The 14,932-nt window shown below is 65.8% G+C and carries 14 protein-coding genes; 9 read left to right on the top strand and 5 right to left on the bottom strand.

Features of this window, described 5'->3' with window-relative positions; translation table 11 throughout:
- Positions 1–30: 30 nt before the first annotated feature.
- From METLW4_RS0101360 to METLW4_RS27515, 4 genes are all read right to left on the bottom strand, one after another.
- Positions 31–561: a DUF2059 domain-containing protein gene (locus tag METLW4_RS0101360; protein ID WP_018264404.1), complete on the bottom strand. Its 531-nt coding sequence runs from the start codon at positions 559–561 to the stop codon at positions 31–33.
- 124 nt (positions 562–685) lie between these two features.
- Positions 686–3,811 (bottom strand): efflux RND transporter permease subunit, encoded by a 3,126-nt coding sequence (locus METLW4_RS0101350; protein WP_018264402.1) that lies wholly within the window; start codon positions 3,809–3,811, stop codon positions 686–688.
- Positions 3,812–3,822: 11 nt separating this feature from the next.
- A complete protein-coding gene (locus METLW4_RS0101345; RefSeq protein WP_018264401.1) occupies positions 3,823–4,866 on the bottom strand; it encodes an efflux RND transporter periplasmic adaptor subunit in 1,044 nt (347 codons plus the stop codon).
- A gap of 199 nt (positions 4,867–5,065) precedes the next feature.
- Positions 5,066–5,656, bottom strand: a complete 591-nt coding sequence (locus tag METLW4_RS27515; RefSeq protein WP_018264400.1) for a phosphatase PAP2 family protein — start codon at positions 5,654–5,656, stop codon at positions 5,066–5,068.
- Positions 5,657–6,011: 355 nt separating this feature from the next.
- On the opposite strand from METLW4_RS27515, the gene dnaK reads away from it, so the two are divergent.
- The 8 genes from dnaK to pyrF all read left to right on the top strand — a co-directional run bounded on the left by dnaK (position 6,012) and on the right by pyrF (position 13,106).
- A complete protein-coding gene (dnaK, locus tag METLW4_RS0101330) occupies positions 6,012–7,913 on the top strand; it encodes a molecular chaperone DnaK (protein ID WP_018264398.1) in 1,902 nt (633 codons plus the stop codon).
- 150 nt (positions 7,914–8,063) lie between these two features.
- A complete protein-coding gene (locus METLW4_RS0101325) occupies positions 8,064–8,354 on the top strand; it encodes a nucleotidyltransferase family protein (RefSeq protein WP_018264397.1) in 291 nt (96 codons plus the stop codon).
- A gap of 32 nt (positions 8,355–8,386) precedes the next feature.
- Complete coding sequence (locus METLW4_RS0101320; protein ID WP_245258388.1) at positions 8,387–8,716, top strand: HepT-like ribonuclease domain-containing protein; 330 nt, start codon at positions 8,387–8,389, stop codon at positions 8,714–8,716.
- A gap of 106 nt (positions 8,717–8,822) precedes the next feature.
- On the top strand, positions 8,823–9,884 hold the full coding sequence (locus METLW4_RS0101315) for a flagellin N-terminal helical domain-containing protein (protein WP_018264395.1): 1,062 nt from the start codon (positions 8,823–8,825) through the stop codon (positions 9,882–9,884).
- Between the two features lie 170 nt (positions 9,885–10,054).
- A complete protein-coding gene (gene dnaJ / locus METLW4_RS0101310; RefSeq protein WP_018264394.1) occupies positions 10,055–11,176 on the top strand; it encodes a molecular chaperone DnaJ in 1,122 nt (373 codons plus the stop codon).
- 76 nt (positions 11,177–11,252) lie between these two features.
- A complete protein-coding gene (locus METLW4_RS0101305; RefSeq protein WP_018264393.1) occupies positions 11,253–11,858 on the top strand; it encodes a class I SAM-dependent methyltransferase in 606 nt (201 codons plus the stop codon).
- A 27-nt stretch (positions 11,859–11,885) separates the two neighbouring features.
- Positions 11,886–12,284: a GNAT family N-acetyltransferase gene (locus METLW4_RS23605; RefSeq protein ID WP_245258387.1), complete on the top strand. Its 399-nt coding sequence runs from the start codon at positions 11,886–11,888 to the stop codon at positions 12,282–12,284.
- 108 nt (positions 12,285–12,392) lie between these two features.
- Complete coding sequence (gene pyrF / locus METLW4_RS0101295; RefSeq protein ID WP_026191159.1) at positions 12,393–13,106, top strand: orotidine-5'-phosphate decarboxylase; 714 nt, start codon at positions 12,393–12,395, stop codon at positions 13,104–13,106.
- Positions 13,107–13,115: 9 nt separating this feature from the next.
- Here pyrF and METLW4_RS0101290 read toward each other — a convergent pair whose 3' ends face one another.
- Positions 13,116–13,733: an HAD family hydrolase gene (locus METLW4_RS0101290; protein WP_018264391.1), complete on the bottom strand. Its 618-nt coding sequence runs from the start codon at positions 13,731–13,733 to the stop codon at positions 13,116–13,118.
- A 122-nt stretch (positions 13,734–13,855) separates the two neighbouring features.
- On the opposite strand from METLW4_RS0101290, the gene xth reads away from it, so the two are divergent.
- On the top strand, positions 13,856–14,632 hold the full coding sequence (gene xth, locus METLW4_RS0101285; protein ID WP_018264390.1) for an exodeoxyribonuclease III: 777 nt from the start codon (positions 13,856–13,858) through the stop codon (positions 14,630–14,632).
- Positions 14,633–14,932: the final 300 nt, after the last annotated feature.

Genomic DNA, 14,932 nt, shown 5'->3' with positions numbered 1-14,932 from the left:
CGGCGCGACTCTTTTTCGAGGACGTCGGGTCTATAAACGGACGCCGCGGCTCTTCAGCTCCGCCTTGAACTCCTCATCGACCTCACGGCCGATTTTCGCGCCCCATTGCTCTCCCCGCTCCCGCATTTCGCGCGTGAACTCCTCGCGCAGGGAGAAGAATTTGATTCCAGCCGGCGAGCGCGCAAAATCATCGCGCGCCGCGACGTCGCGCGGACCGGTGGCGAAGCTTCGTAGCTCGCGCAGCTCCGTCGATGACAGCTTCGGGGCCAGCGCCGTGGCCATGAGGCTCATGAATTCGTCGATCCGCGCCGACGCTTTGACTTTCAGCCGCGGCATGATCTCGGAAATCTCTTTGGCGTGCTGCGGATAATGTGCGGTGAGCCCGCGCCCCACGGCGTCGACGAGCTGCGGCAAAATCACCGCCATCTGGTCGCTCAAATGGAGCGCGTCGATGACTTGCCGCGCGACGCGGACGTCCTCCAGCGACGCATCCGCGCGAACCGCGGTCGCGCTGCAGAGGAGATTGGCCAAAAGGGCCGCCACAGCCAGGGATTTTCGCATATGCCGCTCCGAAAAGGATATTGCGCGCTCGGCGAAGAGCGCTCGCTCAATGGCCACATCCTATTCGAGGCTTCGACCGAGCGTCCATAGCCCGCTCGGCGAATCGCTCAGCCGCGGCGCCCGATCATTCCGCCACCTTCGGCAGCTCATGATAGGCGAATTGCGCCGGCGCCGTCGGCTGCGGCGTCTCGACCAGCACGTCGCCGAGCTTGCGGCGGAACCACATGGCGTAGAGCGCCGGCAGGAACAGCACGGTCAAAAAGGTCGCGACGAAGAGGCCGCCCATTATGGTGAGCGCCATCGGCCCCCAGAACAGCGAGCGCGTCAGCGGAATCATGCCGAGAATGGCGGCCATGGCTGTGAGCGCCACCGGACGCGCACGCCGCACAGTGGCGCCGATGATGGCCTCGCGATAATTGGCGCCCTTCTCGAGGTCCTGACGCACCTGATCGACCAATATGATCGAATTGCGCATGTCCATGCCGGAGAGCGCGATGAGGCCGAGCAGAGCGACGAAGCCGAAAGGCGCACTCGCCAGATTGAGCGCCAGCGAGGAGCCGATGAGGCCGAGCGGCGCGCTCATCATCACGAGGCCGAGCCGCGTGAAATCCTGCAGCTGGAACATCACGATCACCAGCATCACGAGAATCATGACCGGGGCGACGGCGGCGATGGAGGAATTGGCCTTGGCGGATTCCTCGATCGCGCCGCCGATCTCGATCCGATAGCCCGGCGGCAGATGCTCGCGAATCTCGGCGAGGCGCGGCCAGATGCGATTGGTGACGTCCGGCGCCTGCACGCCGTCCTTCACATCGGCGCGCACGGTGACGAGCATGTTACGATTGCGCCGCCAGATGATCGGCTCCTCATGCTCATAGACGATCTTGGCGATCTGCGAGACCGGCACGGGCGCGCCGGCGCGCGTCAAAATCACGATATCGTCCAGCCGTCCGAGATCGCCGCGCTCGCCGGGCGTGGCGCGGGCGACGACGTCCACGCGGTCTATGCCGTCGCGCAGGCTGGTGATCGTCACGCCGGAGACCATCATCTGCAGCCGGTTCGCCACCTCTTGCGGCGTGAGGCCCATGACGCGCGCGCGGTCCTGATCGATGACGAGCCGCACCGCCGGCGTCTGCTCGTTCCATTGCAGATGCGGCTCGACGACGGCCTTGTCCTCGCGCATGACATCGCGCACGCGATAGGCGATGGCGCGCACCTCCGCCGGATCGCGGCCGATGACGCGAAATTGCACCGGAAAGCCCACCGGCGGGCCGAAGTTGAAGCGATCGACGCGGGCGCGGGCCTGCGAGACGGCGCCATCCTCCAGCGCCTTGGAGAGGCGGGCCTTCAGCCGCTCGCGCGCCTCGAGATCCTTGGCGACGATGACGATCTCCGCATAGGCCTCATTGGGCAGCGCTGGGCTGAGGCCGAGCCAGAAGCGCGGCGGACCATGGCCGATATAGCTCGTGTAATGGACGGCGTCCTCGTCGCCCTTCAGCAGCTTCTCGGCCTCGTCCACCGCCGCGGCCGTCGCGAATATGGACGAGCCCTCCGGCATGCGCAGCTGGAAGAACAGCTCCGGCCGCTCGGAAATGGGGAAGAACTGCTTCTGCACATGGCCGAAGCCGAGGACGGCCGCGATGAAAATCCCGCCCGTGGCGCAGACGACGAGCAGGCGATTGTCGACCGCCCAGGTGATGAGCCGGCGCAGGCCGAGATAGAAGGGCGTCGAATAGATCGCCTCGGGATCGTGATGGGCGTGGCGCGAGAAATCGGGCAGCAGCTTCACGCCGAGATAGGGCGTGAACAGCACGGCGACGAACCAGGAGGCGACGAGCGCCACGGCCAGCACGAAGAACAGCGAGCCCGTATATTCGCCGGTCGAGGAAGCGGCGAAGCCGACCGGCATGAAGCCCGCCACCGTCACCAGAGTGCCGGTGAGCATGGGAAAGGCCGTGGACGTCCAGGCGAAGGTGGCGGCGCTGATTCGATCCTCGCCCTGCTCCATCTTCACCGTCATCATCTCGACGGCGATGATGGCGTCGTCGACCAGCAGGCCGAGCGCGATGATGAGCGCGCCGAGCGAGATGCGCTGAAGATCGACGCCGAAGGCGTTCATGAAGACGAAGACGACCGCGAGCACCAGCGGCGCCGACAGAGCGACGATGATTCCGGTGCGAAAGCCGAGCGAGACGAAGCTCACGAAAAGGACGATGACCAGCGCCTCGACGAAGGAGCGCGTGAACTCGCCGACCGCATGGGAGACGACCGTCGGCTGATCGGCGATCTGCGTGATCTCTATGCCGACCGGCGTCTCGGCGCGAACCTCGGCCATCGTGGCCTCGAGATTCTTGCCGAGGGTGAGCACATTGCCGCCCTTGGCCATCACCGCGCCGACGACGATGGTCGGCTCGCCCTTGTAGCGCGCCAGAAAGTTCGGCGGGTCCTCATAGCCGGACACGACATCGGCGACGTCGCCGAGGCGAAACACATGGCCGCTCGCCTCCACCGGAGTGGCGGCGATGGCCTCGGCGCCCTTCAGCGCGCCGGTGACGCGCAAGGGCACGCGATTGGCCGGCGTCTCGAAGACGCCGGAGGCGTTCACCGCATTCTGCTTGGCCAGCGATTCGAACAGCGCTTGCGGCGTGACGCCGAGATTGGCCAGCTTGGCCTGGCTGAACTCGACGAAGATCTTGCGATCCTGCTCGCCATAGACATTCACCTTCACAATGTCCGGCGTCTCCAGCAGGCGCTGGCGGAACATCTCCACCACGCGGTCGAGCTGGTGATAATCGGCGCCCTCGCCATGGACGGCGTAGAGCACGGCGTCGACGTCGCCGAACTCGTCATTGACGTCCGGGCCGATCACGCCCTGCGGAAGCTCCGGCTGAATGTCGTGGAGCTTCTTGCGCAATTGATAGAAGAGGCTCGGCACTTGCGCGGGCGGCGTCGTGTCCTTGAACGTCACCTGCATGGCGAGGAAGCTCGGCTTCACATAGGTCTCGATCTTCTCGAGATAGGGAAGCTCCTGCAGCTTCTTCTCCAGCCGGTCGGCGACCTGATCGCGCATCTCGAGCGCGGTGACGCCCGGCCAGATCGCGGTGAGATTGGCGACCTTGATGGTGAAGGACGGGTCCTCGGCGCGGCCGAGGCGGAAATAGGAGAAGACCCCGGCGACGGCCACCGCGAGGATCAGCGCGAGAGTGAGCGTCTGCCGCTTGACCGCCCAGAGCGAGAGATTGAAACCCATCGCCCCGCGCCTCACAGAGTCTCGGCGTCGACCGGACGCACGCGCTGGCCGGGATCGAGCTTATGGGCGCCGAGCACGACCACGCGGTCGCCCTCGGCGACGCCGCCGGCGATGAGCGCCGTCTTGGCCTCGTAGCGCAGCACGGAGACGGGCGCGAGGGTGAGCTTGCCGCCCTCCTCCACCTTCCACACGCTGGGGCCGGAGCCTTGATCGAACAGAGCCGCCAGCGGCAGGGCGGCGGCGACGCCCTGATCCTTGCCGGCGAGCGTCAGCGTCGCGCTCATGCCGAGCCCCACCTTCTCATCGGCGCCGAGGATCGAATAGCGCGCGGAGAAGGTGCGGGTGGCGGCGTCGGCGGAGGCGCCGAGCTCGCGCAGGCTGGCGCGATAGGTCTTGGCCGGATCGGACCAAAGAAAGAGGCTCGCCTCCCCAGCTCCGGCGAGGGAGGCGAAGGCCTCCGGCAGAGCGACGACGGCCTCGAGAGCGCCGGCGCGGGCGACGCGCACCGCCGCCTGCCCCGCCGCGACCACCTGCCCCGGCTCGATGAAGGTCGCCGTCACCACCCCGTCCGAATCGGCGCGCAGCGAGGCGTAATCCAGCGCATTCTTGGCGAGCTCCACGGCCCGCAGCGCGCGCTGCTGGCGGCCGCGCGCCTCCTCGGCCTGGGCTTTCTGGCGATCGAGCGCCGCCTGCGCGGTCCAGCCGTCCTTGCGCAAGGTCTGCGCGCGGCGCTCGTCGGCGGCGGCCTGCTCCAGCGCCATGCGCGCGGCGGAGAGCTCCGCCTCTGCCTGCTCCTTCTGCAGGCGCAGATCGGCCTCGTCCAGCACGGCCAGAAGATCACCGGCCTTGACGGCCTGCCCATTCTCGACGAGACGGCGCACCACCTTGCCGGCGACGCGGAAGGATTGGTCGGTCTCGACGCGCGGACGGATGGCGGCGACGAATTGGCGCGTCGGCGCGCGCGGCGCGTAATGAACGGGCGCGACGAGCACGACCCGCGCCGGGCCTTCGGCCTTGCGGGCGGAATTGTCACAGGCGGAAAGCAGGAGGAGCACGGTTAACGCCGCCGCGGACCGCAACAATCGACTCTTCTGCATTGCGGCGTTTCTCCGCCAAAAACGCTATTCCTATCGGTCGAATCGCACGCTTCGTGATGAAAATCAAATATCGGCCGCGCCGCGCGAGGAGCGGCTATCCGCCTTTGGCTCCGAAGCTTTTCGAAAGCGCAAAAGAAACAAGATAGAAACATTGGAGCTAGAGCGACAGCATCTCGGCGAGCCGTGTCGCAATGCGCTCGAGCGGCCCCTCCACCTCTATGCTGAGCCCGATTTGGGACTGGATCGCGACAGCGGCGATAAAGAAGACGATGATCGCCGGCGCGCCGATCGAGACCTGCGCCGGGGCGGCGGCAAGGAACAGGCCGAATGACGCCAAGCCTATGAAAAATCCGGCGAAAGCCTCCGGCTCCGTATGCGCGCCCTGCGCCACTCTGACGATGGCGACGAGCACGGCCGCCGCCAGGCAGAGGGCGGCGGCGAAAATTCCGGCGCGCCTCTCGCGAACGCGCATGAAAATTGCGGAGAGCGGCAGGAAGAAGGCCGCCGCCAGCGCGGCGTGGCCGCTGGGGCTGTGCAGCGCCGGCGGGCCGAAGGCCATGGAGAAGATTTTGGCGACGGTCGCCATGACGCCGCACAGCGCTATGGCGCCGAGGAAAGCGACGGCCGCGCGGCGGTCGCCAGCGGCCCAGAACGCCGCGGCGAGCCCGCCGCTCGCCGGAAGGACGAAGCCGGCGTCGCCGAGGGCGGCGACGATTCGCAGGAGGGGTTCGATCGAGTGGGGAAGCACGCGTCGGCCTGTTGGCAATCGGAGTTGGGAAATAGGCGCAGGCTCGTCCGCGGCCGAGCTTCGCTTCGCGAATCGCCCCGCGGAGAATAAGCGAAAGCGAGCCGGAACGGCAGAGCCGCGACGGGAGGGTGAGAAAAGGCCGGCCCCGACGGCGCTTGCCGCCATGGGAGCCTTCATTCTATATGCCCGGCGCGCTCTATATGCAGATCGCACTTGCGCCGATGCAGGCCGATTACAATCTGAAGTGACGATGAGCAGCCGGTGCGCGGCGGGCTGAAAATGCGAGCCGCCGAAGGATCGGCGACATACGGGCCGCTTCGGGACCCGATTTCGAAAGAACGAAAGGAACGGCGATATGGCTAAAATCATCGGCATCGACCTCGGCACGACCAATTCCTGCGTGGCCGTCATGGAAGGGTCGAGCCCCAAGGTCATCGAGAACGCGGAAGGCGCGCGCACCACGCCGTCCATCGTCGCTTTCACCGAGGACGGAGAGCGTCTCGTCGGCCAGCCCGCCAAGCGTCAGGCGGTGACCAATCCCGAGCGCACCTTCTTCGCCATCAAGCGCCTCATCGGCCGCTCCTTCGACGATCCGATGACCAAGAAGGACATCGGCCTCGTCCCCTATAAGATCGTCAAGGCCCCCAATGGCGACGCCTGGGTGCAGTCGGACGGCAAGCAATATTCGCCCTCGCAGATTTCCGCCTTCATCCTGCAGAAGATGAAGGAGACGGCCGAGGCCTATCTCGGCCAGACCGTCACTCAGGCGGTCATCACCGTTCCCGCTTACTTCAACGACGCCCAGCGCCAGGCCACCAAGGACGCCGGCAAGATCGCCGGCCTCGAGGTGCTGCGCATCATCAACGAGCCGACCGCGGCTGCGCTCGCCTATGGCCTCGACAAGAAGGGCGCCGGCACGATCGCGGTCTATGACCTCGGCGGCGGCACCTTCGACGTGTCCATCCTCGAGATCGGCGACGGCGTGTTCGAGGTGAAGTCCACCAATGGCGACACCTTCCTGGGCGGCGAGGATTTCGACAGCCGCCTCGTCGAATATCTCGCCGGCGAGTTCAAGAAGGAGCAGGGCATCGATCTCACCAAGGACAAGCTCGCTCTGCAGCGCCTGAAGGAAGCGTCCGAGAAGGCGAAGATCGAGCTCTCCTCGGCGACGCAGACCGAGATCAACCTGCCCTACATCACCGCCGACGCCTCCGGCCCGAAGCATCTGACCCTGAAGCTGACGCGCGCGAAATTCGAGGCGCTGGTCGACGATCTCATCCAGCGCACCATCGAGCCCTGCCGCAAGGCGCTGAAGGACGCCGGCCTCTCGGCGGCCGAGATCGGCGAAGTGGTGCTCGTCGGCGGCATGACCCGCATGCCGAAGGTCCAGGAGGTGGTGAAGCAGTTCTTCGGCAAGGAGCCGCACAAGGGCGTCAACCCGGACGAGGTCGTCGCCATCGGCGCGGCGGTGCAGGCCGGCGTTCTGCAGGGCGATGTGAAGGACGTTCTGCTGCTCGACGTGACGCCTCTGTCGCTCGGCATCGAGACGCTGGGCGGCGTGTTCACGCGCCTCATCGACCGCAACACCACCATCCCGACCAAGAAGAGCCAGGTGTTCTCCACGGCCGAGGACAATCAGACCGCCGTCACCATTCGCGTCTTCCAGGGCGAGCGCGAGATGGCGCAGGACAATAAGCTGCTCGGCCAGTTCGATCTCGTCGGCATTCCGCCGGCGCCGCGCGGCATGCCGCAAATCGAGGTGACTTTCGACATCGACGCCAATGGCATCGTCAATGTGACGGCGAAGGACAAGGCCACCAATAAGGAGCAGCAGATCCGCATCCAGGCCTCCGGCGGCCTGTCGGACGCCGACATCGACAAGATGGTCAAGGACGCCGAGGCGCACGCCACCGAGGACAAGGCGCGTCGCGAGCTCGTCGACACCAAGAACCATGGCGAGGCCGCCGTGCATTCGGCCGAGAAATCGCTGGCCGAGTTCGGCGACAAGGTGTCGTCTGCCGACAAGAGCGCGATCGAGGCCGCCATTGCGGCGCTGAAGACCGCGCTCGAGGGCGAGGACGCCGAGGCGATCAAGGCCAAGAGCAATGAGCTGACCCAGGCTTCGATGAAGCTCGGCGAGGCGATGTACAAGGCCCAGCAGGCCGAAGGCGCCGCCCCGGCGGGCGAGACCCATGCGCAGGACGATGTCATCGACGCGGACTTCAAGGAAGTCGGCGGCGACGAGAAGAAGAAATAAGGCGGTTCGCCGTAAGAAAGAGCGCTCCCTTCCTCCGCTCGCGGGAGAAGGGAGCGCTCGCGTCAGCGAGGGTCGGATGAGGGTCCGCGTCGAGAGGCGGCTGATGGTGGGTCCGCCCTACGACAAAAACGCCTCGTGGGAAGCAGGATCATGAAACCCTCGATCGCGCTCGAGATGCATCGCGATGCGATTCGCGCGGCGGTCCACCGCTGCCGAGCGACGAATCCACGCGTTTTCGGCTCGGCGCTGCGCGGGGATGATCAAGAGAATAGCGATGTCGATATTCTCGTCGACGCGCTGCCTGGAGCGACCCTGTTCGATCTCGGCGGATTGCAGGTCGAGCTCGAAGAATTGCTCGGCGTCAAGGTGGACCTCGTCACGCCATTGGAACTGCCTCGCCAATTTCGCGAGCGCGTTCTGGCCGAAGCCCGGCCCATATGAAAACCTACGGCCCCCGCGTGCTCCTCGAGCAAATGCTCGAGGCCGCCAGCCGCGCAACGGTCTTCGTCGAGGGCATGGAGCTGCAGGATTTTCTCGGCGATATCCGAACACAGCAAGCCGTCGCGATGAGCCTCCTCAACATCGGCGAGATGGCGACGCGGATCGAACGCGATCATCCACAATTTCGCGTCGCCCATTCGCACTTGGCCTGGTCCAAAATGAAGGGCGTTCGCAACCGGATCGCACACGGCTATTTCGAGCTGGATTTCCGCGTCGTCTGGGACACCGCAGCGGCCGATCTTCCGAAGCTGATCGCCGAACTGACGGCGATCCTCGACGACCGCACAATTCCCCTCGACTGATCGCTCCCCGCGCAAGACCGACGCGAAACTTCCCTCCTCCACAATCGTAAGCGCAATTTTAAATTTTTATGGTTAAACCGACATCGATCCTTCGCGAAAGGTTGCGATGTCGAGCATTCTCACCAATAGCGCCGCGACGATCGCGCTGCAGGGCGCGCGCGCCACTCAAGCGGCGCTGGCGCAGACCCAGAATCGGGTCGCGACCGGGCTGAAAATCTCCACAGCGGCCGACAAATCCTCCACCTGGAGCATCGCCGAGACGATGAAATCGGACCGCGGCGTCGCCAGCGCGATCACCGATTCGCTCGGCGTCGGCTCGCAAATGCTCGCCGTGGCGCTCTCGGGCGTCGAGCGCGTCATCACGGTGATGAACGACATCAAGAGCCTAGTCGCCCAGGCCGCGCAGGCGGGCTCCGACACCGGCAAGATCGCCGCCTCGCTGATCGCGTCGAGCGCGCAGATGCGCTCGATCGTCGCCGCCTCCACCTTCGACGGCGTCAATCTGCTCGACGGCTCGCAGACGAATATTCGGTTCACCGCCGGCTATGTCGACGGCAAGGGCGCCGGGTCGAGCCTCACGAATGTCGACTTCACGCCCACCAAGCTCTTCGCGCTGAAGACGATAACGACGACGAACCGGCTGGGCGCGCAATTCGTCACCACCTATGACACTGGCGTTCTCGCGGCCGACGACAGCAAGATTTTCAATAATTTCACCTGGACGAACGAGACCGACCCGACCGGCGCCGGGCTTTTCATGTCCATGCAGGACGCCGTCGGCTATTCGATCAACACAGGCGGCTCGAGCTACTCGAATTATTTCGGCTTCGCCGACATAGTGGAGTCCAACAACGCGCAATATGCGCAAATGCTGGCGAGCGGCCATTATGCGAGCACGCTGACCGCCGCCGATCTCGCCATCGCCAATCTCACCGATTATGCGGCGCGGCTCGGCTCGACGAAATCCATGCTGGACACGCAGCATGATTTCATGCGCTCGCTGGGCGAGGCGCTGGACCAGGGCGTGGGCTCGCTGGTGGACGCCGACGCCAATGAGGAGTCGACGCGGCTGCAGGCCTTGCAGACGCGCCAGCAGCTCGCCGCGAAATCCATGTCCATCGCCAATCAGAACAGCCAGATCATCCTGCGGCTGTTCCAGGCGGCGTGACCGGCCGCGCCGCCGGCGCGCCCCTGCGCGAAAGAGCGGAGCCGGTTCGGAAACACGACTTTGGCGCGTCCGCCAAACCGTGGTAACAAATTTCCCGAGTTCCTATATCGGCTGCGATCCTCGGCTCTCCGCCGGCAGGACGCCTTCCCCAACTCCTATCGACCGACCCCATGTCCAAACGCGACTTCTACGAAATTCTCGGCGTCGCCAAGACCTCGACCGACGTCGAGCTCAAGATCGCCTTTCGCAAGGCCGCGATGCAATATCATCCCGACCGCAATCCCGGCGACGCCGAGGCCGAGGCGCGCTTCAAGGAGGTCAACGAGGCCTATCAATGCCTCTCCGACACGCAGAAGCGCGCCGCCTATGACCGTTTCGGCCATGCCGCCTTCGAGCAAGGCGGCGGCGGCTTCGGCGGCGGCGACGGCTTCGCCGCCTCGATGGCCGATATTTTCGACGATCTCTTCGGCGAGGTGATGGGGCGGCGCGGCGGCGGCCGCGGCTCCGCCCGCGAGCGCGGCTCGGACCTGCGCTACAATATGGAGATCACGCTGGAGGAGGCCTTCCACGGCAAGGCGGCGACGCTGAAGCTGCCGACCTCCGTCTCCTGCGAGGCTTGCGACGGCGCCGGCGCCAAAAAAGGCTCCAAGCCCAAGACCTGCCCCACCTGCGCCGGCCATGGCCGGGTTCGCGCCCAGCAGGGCTTCTTCGCCATAGAGCGCACCTGCCCGACCTGCCAGGGCCGCGGCGAGGTGATCGACAATCCCTGCTCCGCCTGCTCGGGAACCGGCCGCGCCACCATAGAGCGCACGCTCTCCGTCAATGTGCCGCCCGGCGTCGAGGACGGCACGCGCATCCGCCTCGCCGGCGAGGGCGAGGCCGGCCTGCGCGGCGGGCCGTCCGGCGATCTCTATATTTTCCTGTCGGTGAAGCCGCACAGCTTCTTCCAGCGCGACGGCGCCGATCTCTATTGCCGCGTGCCGATCTCAATGGTGCGCGCGGCGCTCGGCGGCAAGATCACCGTCCATACGATCGACGGCGGCGAGACCGAGATCAAAATTCCCGAGGGCGCGCAAACCGGCAAGCAGATCAAGGTGAAAGCCAAGGGCATGCCTTTGCTGCGCGGACGCGAATCGGGCGATCTCTATGTGCAGATCAGCGTCGAGACGCCGCAAAGTCTCACCAAGCGCCAACGCGAGCTGCTGACCGAGTTCGAGGAAGAATCGTCCCACCAGACGCATCCCGAGGCCACCGGCTTCTTCGCGAAGATGAAAGAGCTGTTCGGCAAATGAGGCGGGCGCCATTGACCGGGCGTGCGACCTCATACATGGTCGCGCGCGTCTGGAACGATCGAGGGGCTGTCTCAGCGTGTCACTGAATATCGAGCCACTGAAATCCGCTCTCGCCGATAATGCGCGCTTTCTGCGGTCCTGGATGGAAAATCCTCGCGGCGTCGGCGCCGTCTCGCCCTCGGGCCCCATGCTCGCCCGCGCCATGGCGAGCTATGTCGATCTTTCCCGCGAAGGGCCGATCGTCGAGCTCGGACCGGGCACCGGCCCGGTCACGCAGGCGTTGCTGGAGCATGGCGTTCCCGCCTCGCGCCTGCTGCTGGTGGAATATGAGACCGCTTTCTGCGATCTTTTGCGCCAGCGCTTTCCGGGCGTCGAGGTGGTGCAGGGCGACGCCTATTCGCTGAAGCAGACGCTGGCCGGCAAGCTCGCCGGGCCGATCTCCACCATCGTCTCCAGCCTGCCGCTGCTCAACCAGCCCGAATCGGACCGGCTCCGCCTGCTCGACCAGGGCTTCGAGATGATGGCGCCGGGCGGCATCATCATTCAGTTCACCTATGGCCTGTTCTCGCCCATGCCGCTGAAGCGCCATCCCGACGGCTCCGCCTTCACCGCCGTGGGCTCGCAGGTGTGGGCGAATATTCCGCCGGCGCGCGTGTGGCGCTACGGCCGCAAGGCCGGGTGACGCGCGCGGCGGCGACGCGAGGAGCCCATGAGTCTGGCGATTCGCAGCGCCGCTCGCGAGGACGAGGCCGCCATTGTCGCGCTTTGGCGCGCTTGCCGCCTCGTGGTCAGCTATAATGATCCGGCCGCGGATTTCCGCTTCGCCAAGGCCGGCCCGAGTTCGGATGTGCTCATCAGCATGGATGGCGCGGGCCGCATCATCGGCGCCGTCATGGTCGGCCACGACGGCCATCGCGGCTGGCTCTATTATCTGGCGTCGGATCCAGATTCGCGCGGCGTCGGGGTCGGCCGCGAGATGGCGAAAGCCGCCGAGGAGTGGCTGCGCCAGCGCGGCGTCGTCAAAGCGCAGCTGCTCGTGCGGGAGACCAATACTGGCGTCGTCTCTTCTATGAGCGCCTCGGCTATGAGGTCGCGCCGCGCGTGCTGATGAGCAAATGGCTGACGCCGCCGAGCTGACTTGGACGGGCGCGACTTGGATTGGCGCGACTTGGACGGCCTAGACTTGGACGGCTTCGACTTGGAGAGGAGCGCGAGCATGGGCTCGGACGCAGACATTGCGCGCAATCGGCTGATCGTCGCGCTGGACGTCGATGGCGTGGAAGCGGCGCGGGCGCTGGTCGCGCGGCTCGGCGATTCGGTCTCCTTCTACAAGATCGGCATGGAGCTGGCCTATGGCGGCGGCCTGCCGCTAGTAGGGGAGCTGAAGGCGAAGGGTAAAAACGTCTTCGTCGATCTCAAGCTCCACGACATCGGCCAGACGGTGGAGCGCGCGACGCGGCAGATCGCCCGGCTCGGCGCGGATTTCCTCACCATTCACGGCTTTCCGCAGACGATGCGCGCCGCCCGCCAGGGCGCGGGCGATGGCGGCCTGCGGCTGCTCGCCGTCACGGTGATGACCTCCTATGACGATGCCGATCTCGCCGAGGCCGGCTATTCCATCGGCGTCGCCGAGCTGGTGTCGCGCCGTGCGACTCAGGCCAAGGATGCGGGAATCGACGGGCTGATCCTGTCGCCGCAGGAGGTGGCGCCGATTCGCGCGCTCGTCGGGCCTAAAATGGCGCTGGTGACGCCCGGCGTGCGCCCCGCCGGCGCCGCGCTCGGCGATCAAAAGAGGGTGATGACGCCGGGCGAGGCCATCGCCGCCGGGGCGGACCATCTCGTCGTCGGCCGGCCGGTGACGCAGGCGCCCGCCCCACGCGCCGCCGCCGAGCAAATCGTCGCGGAAATCTCGGCCGCGCTCGGCGGCTGAGCGCGCCGCTCACAGCAGCGCCAGCTCCGACAGCTCCCGCTCGACCTGCTCCGGGCTCTCGAAGCGCGTCGCATGCATTCCCACAGCGCGCGCGCCTTCCACATTGGCCGCCGAATCATCGATGAAAATGCAAGCGGCCGGATCGAGCCCATAGCTCTCGAGCAGCAGCCGATAGATGGCGGCGTCGGGCTTCAGCAGCCCCACACGGCCGGAAACGACGACGCCCGCGAAGCGCTGGAAAAAATCGAAGCGCGGGAACGTCTCCACATATTTCTCATCCGAGAAATTGGTGAGCGCATAGAGCGGCGTCCCACGCGCGGCGAGCCGCTCCAGCAGCGCCACCGTCCCCGCGATCGGCCCGGCGATCATCTCGCTCCAGCGCGTATCATAGGCGCGAATGAGATCGGCGAGATCGGGATAGAGCGCGACGCGCTCGGCCACCGCCTCGGCGAAGGGCCGCCCGCGATCCAATTCCAGATTCCAATCCGAGGTGCAGACCTCGCCGAGGAAGCGCTCCATCGCCTGCGAATCGTCGAAGAGCTTGCGATAGAGATAGCGGGGATTCCAATCGACCAGCACATTGCCGACATCGAAGACGACGGTGGTGACGCGAGATTTCACGAACATTCGGGGGCTCCGGGCTCGAGGCGAGCATATAGCCCCGACCTGTGACGACAATTGGAGCGGAACGTTTCATTCCGGCGGCGCGCGCGCTATGACGAGGTCCGGTCCATGACCGGGAGCCCGCCTTGCGCATCGCCACTTGGAACGTCAATTCCGTCCGCCAGCGGCTGGAGCCGCTCACCGCCTATCTGCGCGCGGTCGCGCCGGACGTGCTGTGCCTGCAAGAGATCAAATGCGAGGACAAGGCCTTCCCGCGCGCCGAGATCGAGGACCTCGGCTATAATGTCGAGACGCATGGGCAGAAGACCTTCAACGGCGTCGCCATCCTCTCCAAGACGCCGATAGAGGTGGTGCGCGGCCTGCCGAAATTCGAGCATGATCCGCAGGCGCGCTACATAGAGGCCGTGGTCTCCACCGATCATGGCGCGTTGCGCGTCGCCAGCATCTATCTGCCCAACGGCAATCCGCCGGACACAGAGAAATACACATACAAGCTCGCCTTCATGGACTGCCTCATCGCCCATGCGGCGAGCCTTCTGGCGCTGGAGGAGCCTGTGGTTCTGGCCGGCGATTACAATGTCATTCCCGCGGCGGGCGACGTCCACGACCCCAAAGCCTGGGCCGGCGACGCGCTGTTCCTGCCGCAGACGCGCGCCAAATTCCAGGAGCTGCTGAACCTCGGCTATACGGAGGCGCTGCGCGCCTCCACCGACGCCGCCGGGCTCTACACATTCTGGGATTATCAGGCCGGCGCCTGGCAGAAGAACAATGGCATTCGCATCGACCATCTTCTGCTCTCGCCGCAGGCCGCCGATCGCTTGCAGAGCGTGACTATCGACAAGGAATTGCGCGCCGGCGCCAAACCCTCCGACCATGTGCCGATAAGATGCGAGCTGGAATGATGGGCGTCGTCGCGAGGAGCCCAGCAGCGGAGCTTCCCCCTCGATGGCCATCGAATGCGCCATCCTGCTCGCACCCGCGGCGTCATGGCCGGGCTTGTCCCGGCCACCCACGCCAGGAGGCCGAGGCATCTAAAAAGCTCAGGGGAACGCTGACCCTCCGACGACGCCGGCCGTGGACTAAATCCGTCGATCGCGGGCGCTTTCCTTCGGTTTCTCAGCTGCTTGGCGTGGATGGCCGGGACAAGCCCGGCCATGACCGCCATCGCGTCTCGCGACGTGTGAAACCCCATAGCCCTTCGA

The sequence above is a fragment of the Methylosinus sp. LW4 genome, assembly GCF_000379125.1.
Classification (GTDB): domain Bacteria; phylum Pseudomonadota; class Alphaproteobacteria; order Rhizobiales; family Beijerinckiaceae; genus Methylosinus.
The sequence above is the reverse complement of the archived record's forward strand: the minus strand, read 5'-3'. Positions and strand labels throughout refer to the sequence as shown.

Coding starts and splice junctions, on each gene's coding strand:
- METLW4_RS0101360 (WP_018264404.1), bottom strand. CDS start 561: ATGCGAAAATCCCTGGCTGTGGCGGCCCTTTTGGCCAATCTCCTCTGC.
- METLW4_RS0101350 (WP_018264402.1), bottom strand. CDS start 3,811: ATGGGTTTCAATCTCTCGCTCTGGGCGGTCAAGCGGCAGACGCTCACT.
- dnaK (WP_018264398.1), top strand. CDS start 6,012: ATGGCTAAAATCATCGGCATCGACCTCGGCACGACCAATTCCTGCGTG.
- METLW4_RS0101325 (WP_018264397.1), top strand. CDS start 8,064: ATGAAACCCTCGATCGCGCTCGAGATGCATCGCGATGCGATTCGCGCG.
- METLW4_RS0101320 (WP_245258388.1), top strand. CDS start 8,387: ATGCTCGAGGCCGCCAGCCGCGCAACGGTCTTCGTCGAGGGCATGGAG.
- METLW4_RS0101315 (WP_018264395.1), top strand. CDS start 8,823: ATGTCGAGCATTCTCACCAATAGCGCCGCGACGATCGCGCTGCAGGGC.
- dnaJ (WP_018264394.1), top strand. CDS start 10,055: ATGTCCAAACGCGACTTCTACGAAATTCTCGGCGTCGCCAAGACCTCG.
- METLW4_RS23605 (WP_245258387.1), top strand. CDS start 11,886: ATGAGTCTGGCGATTCGCAGCGCCGCTCGCGAGGACGAGGCCGCCATT.
- pyrF (WP_026191159.1), top strand. CDS start 12,393: ATGGGCTCGGACGCAGACATTGCGCGCAATCGGCTGATCGTCGCGCTG.
- METLW4_RS0101290 (WP_018264391.1), bottom strand. CDS start 13,733: ATGTTCGTGAAATCTCGCGTCACCACCGTCGTCTTCGATGTCGGCAAT.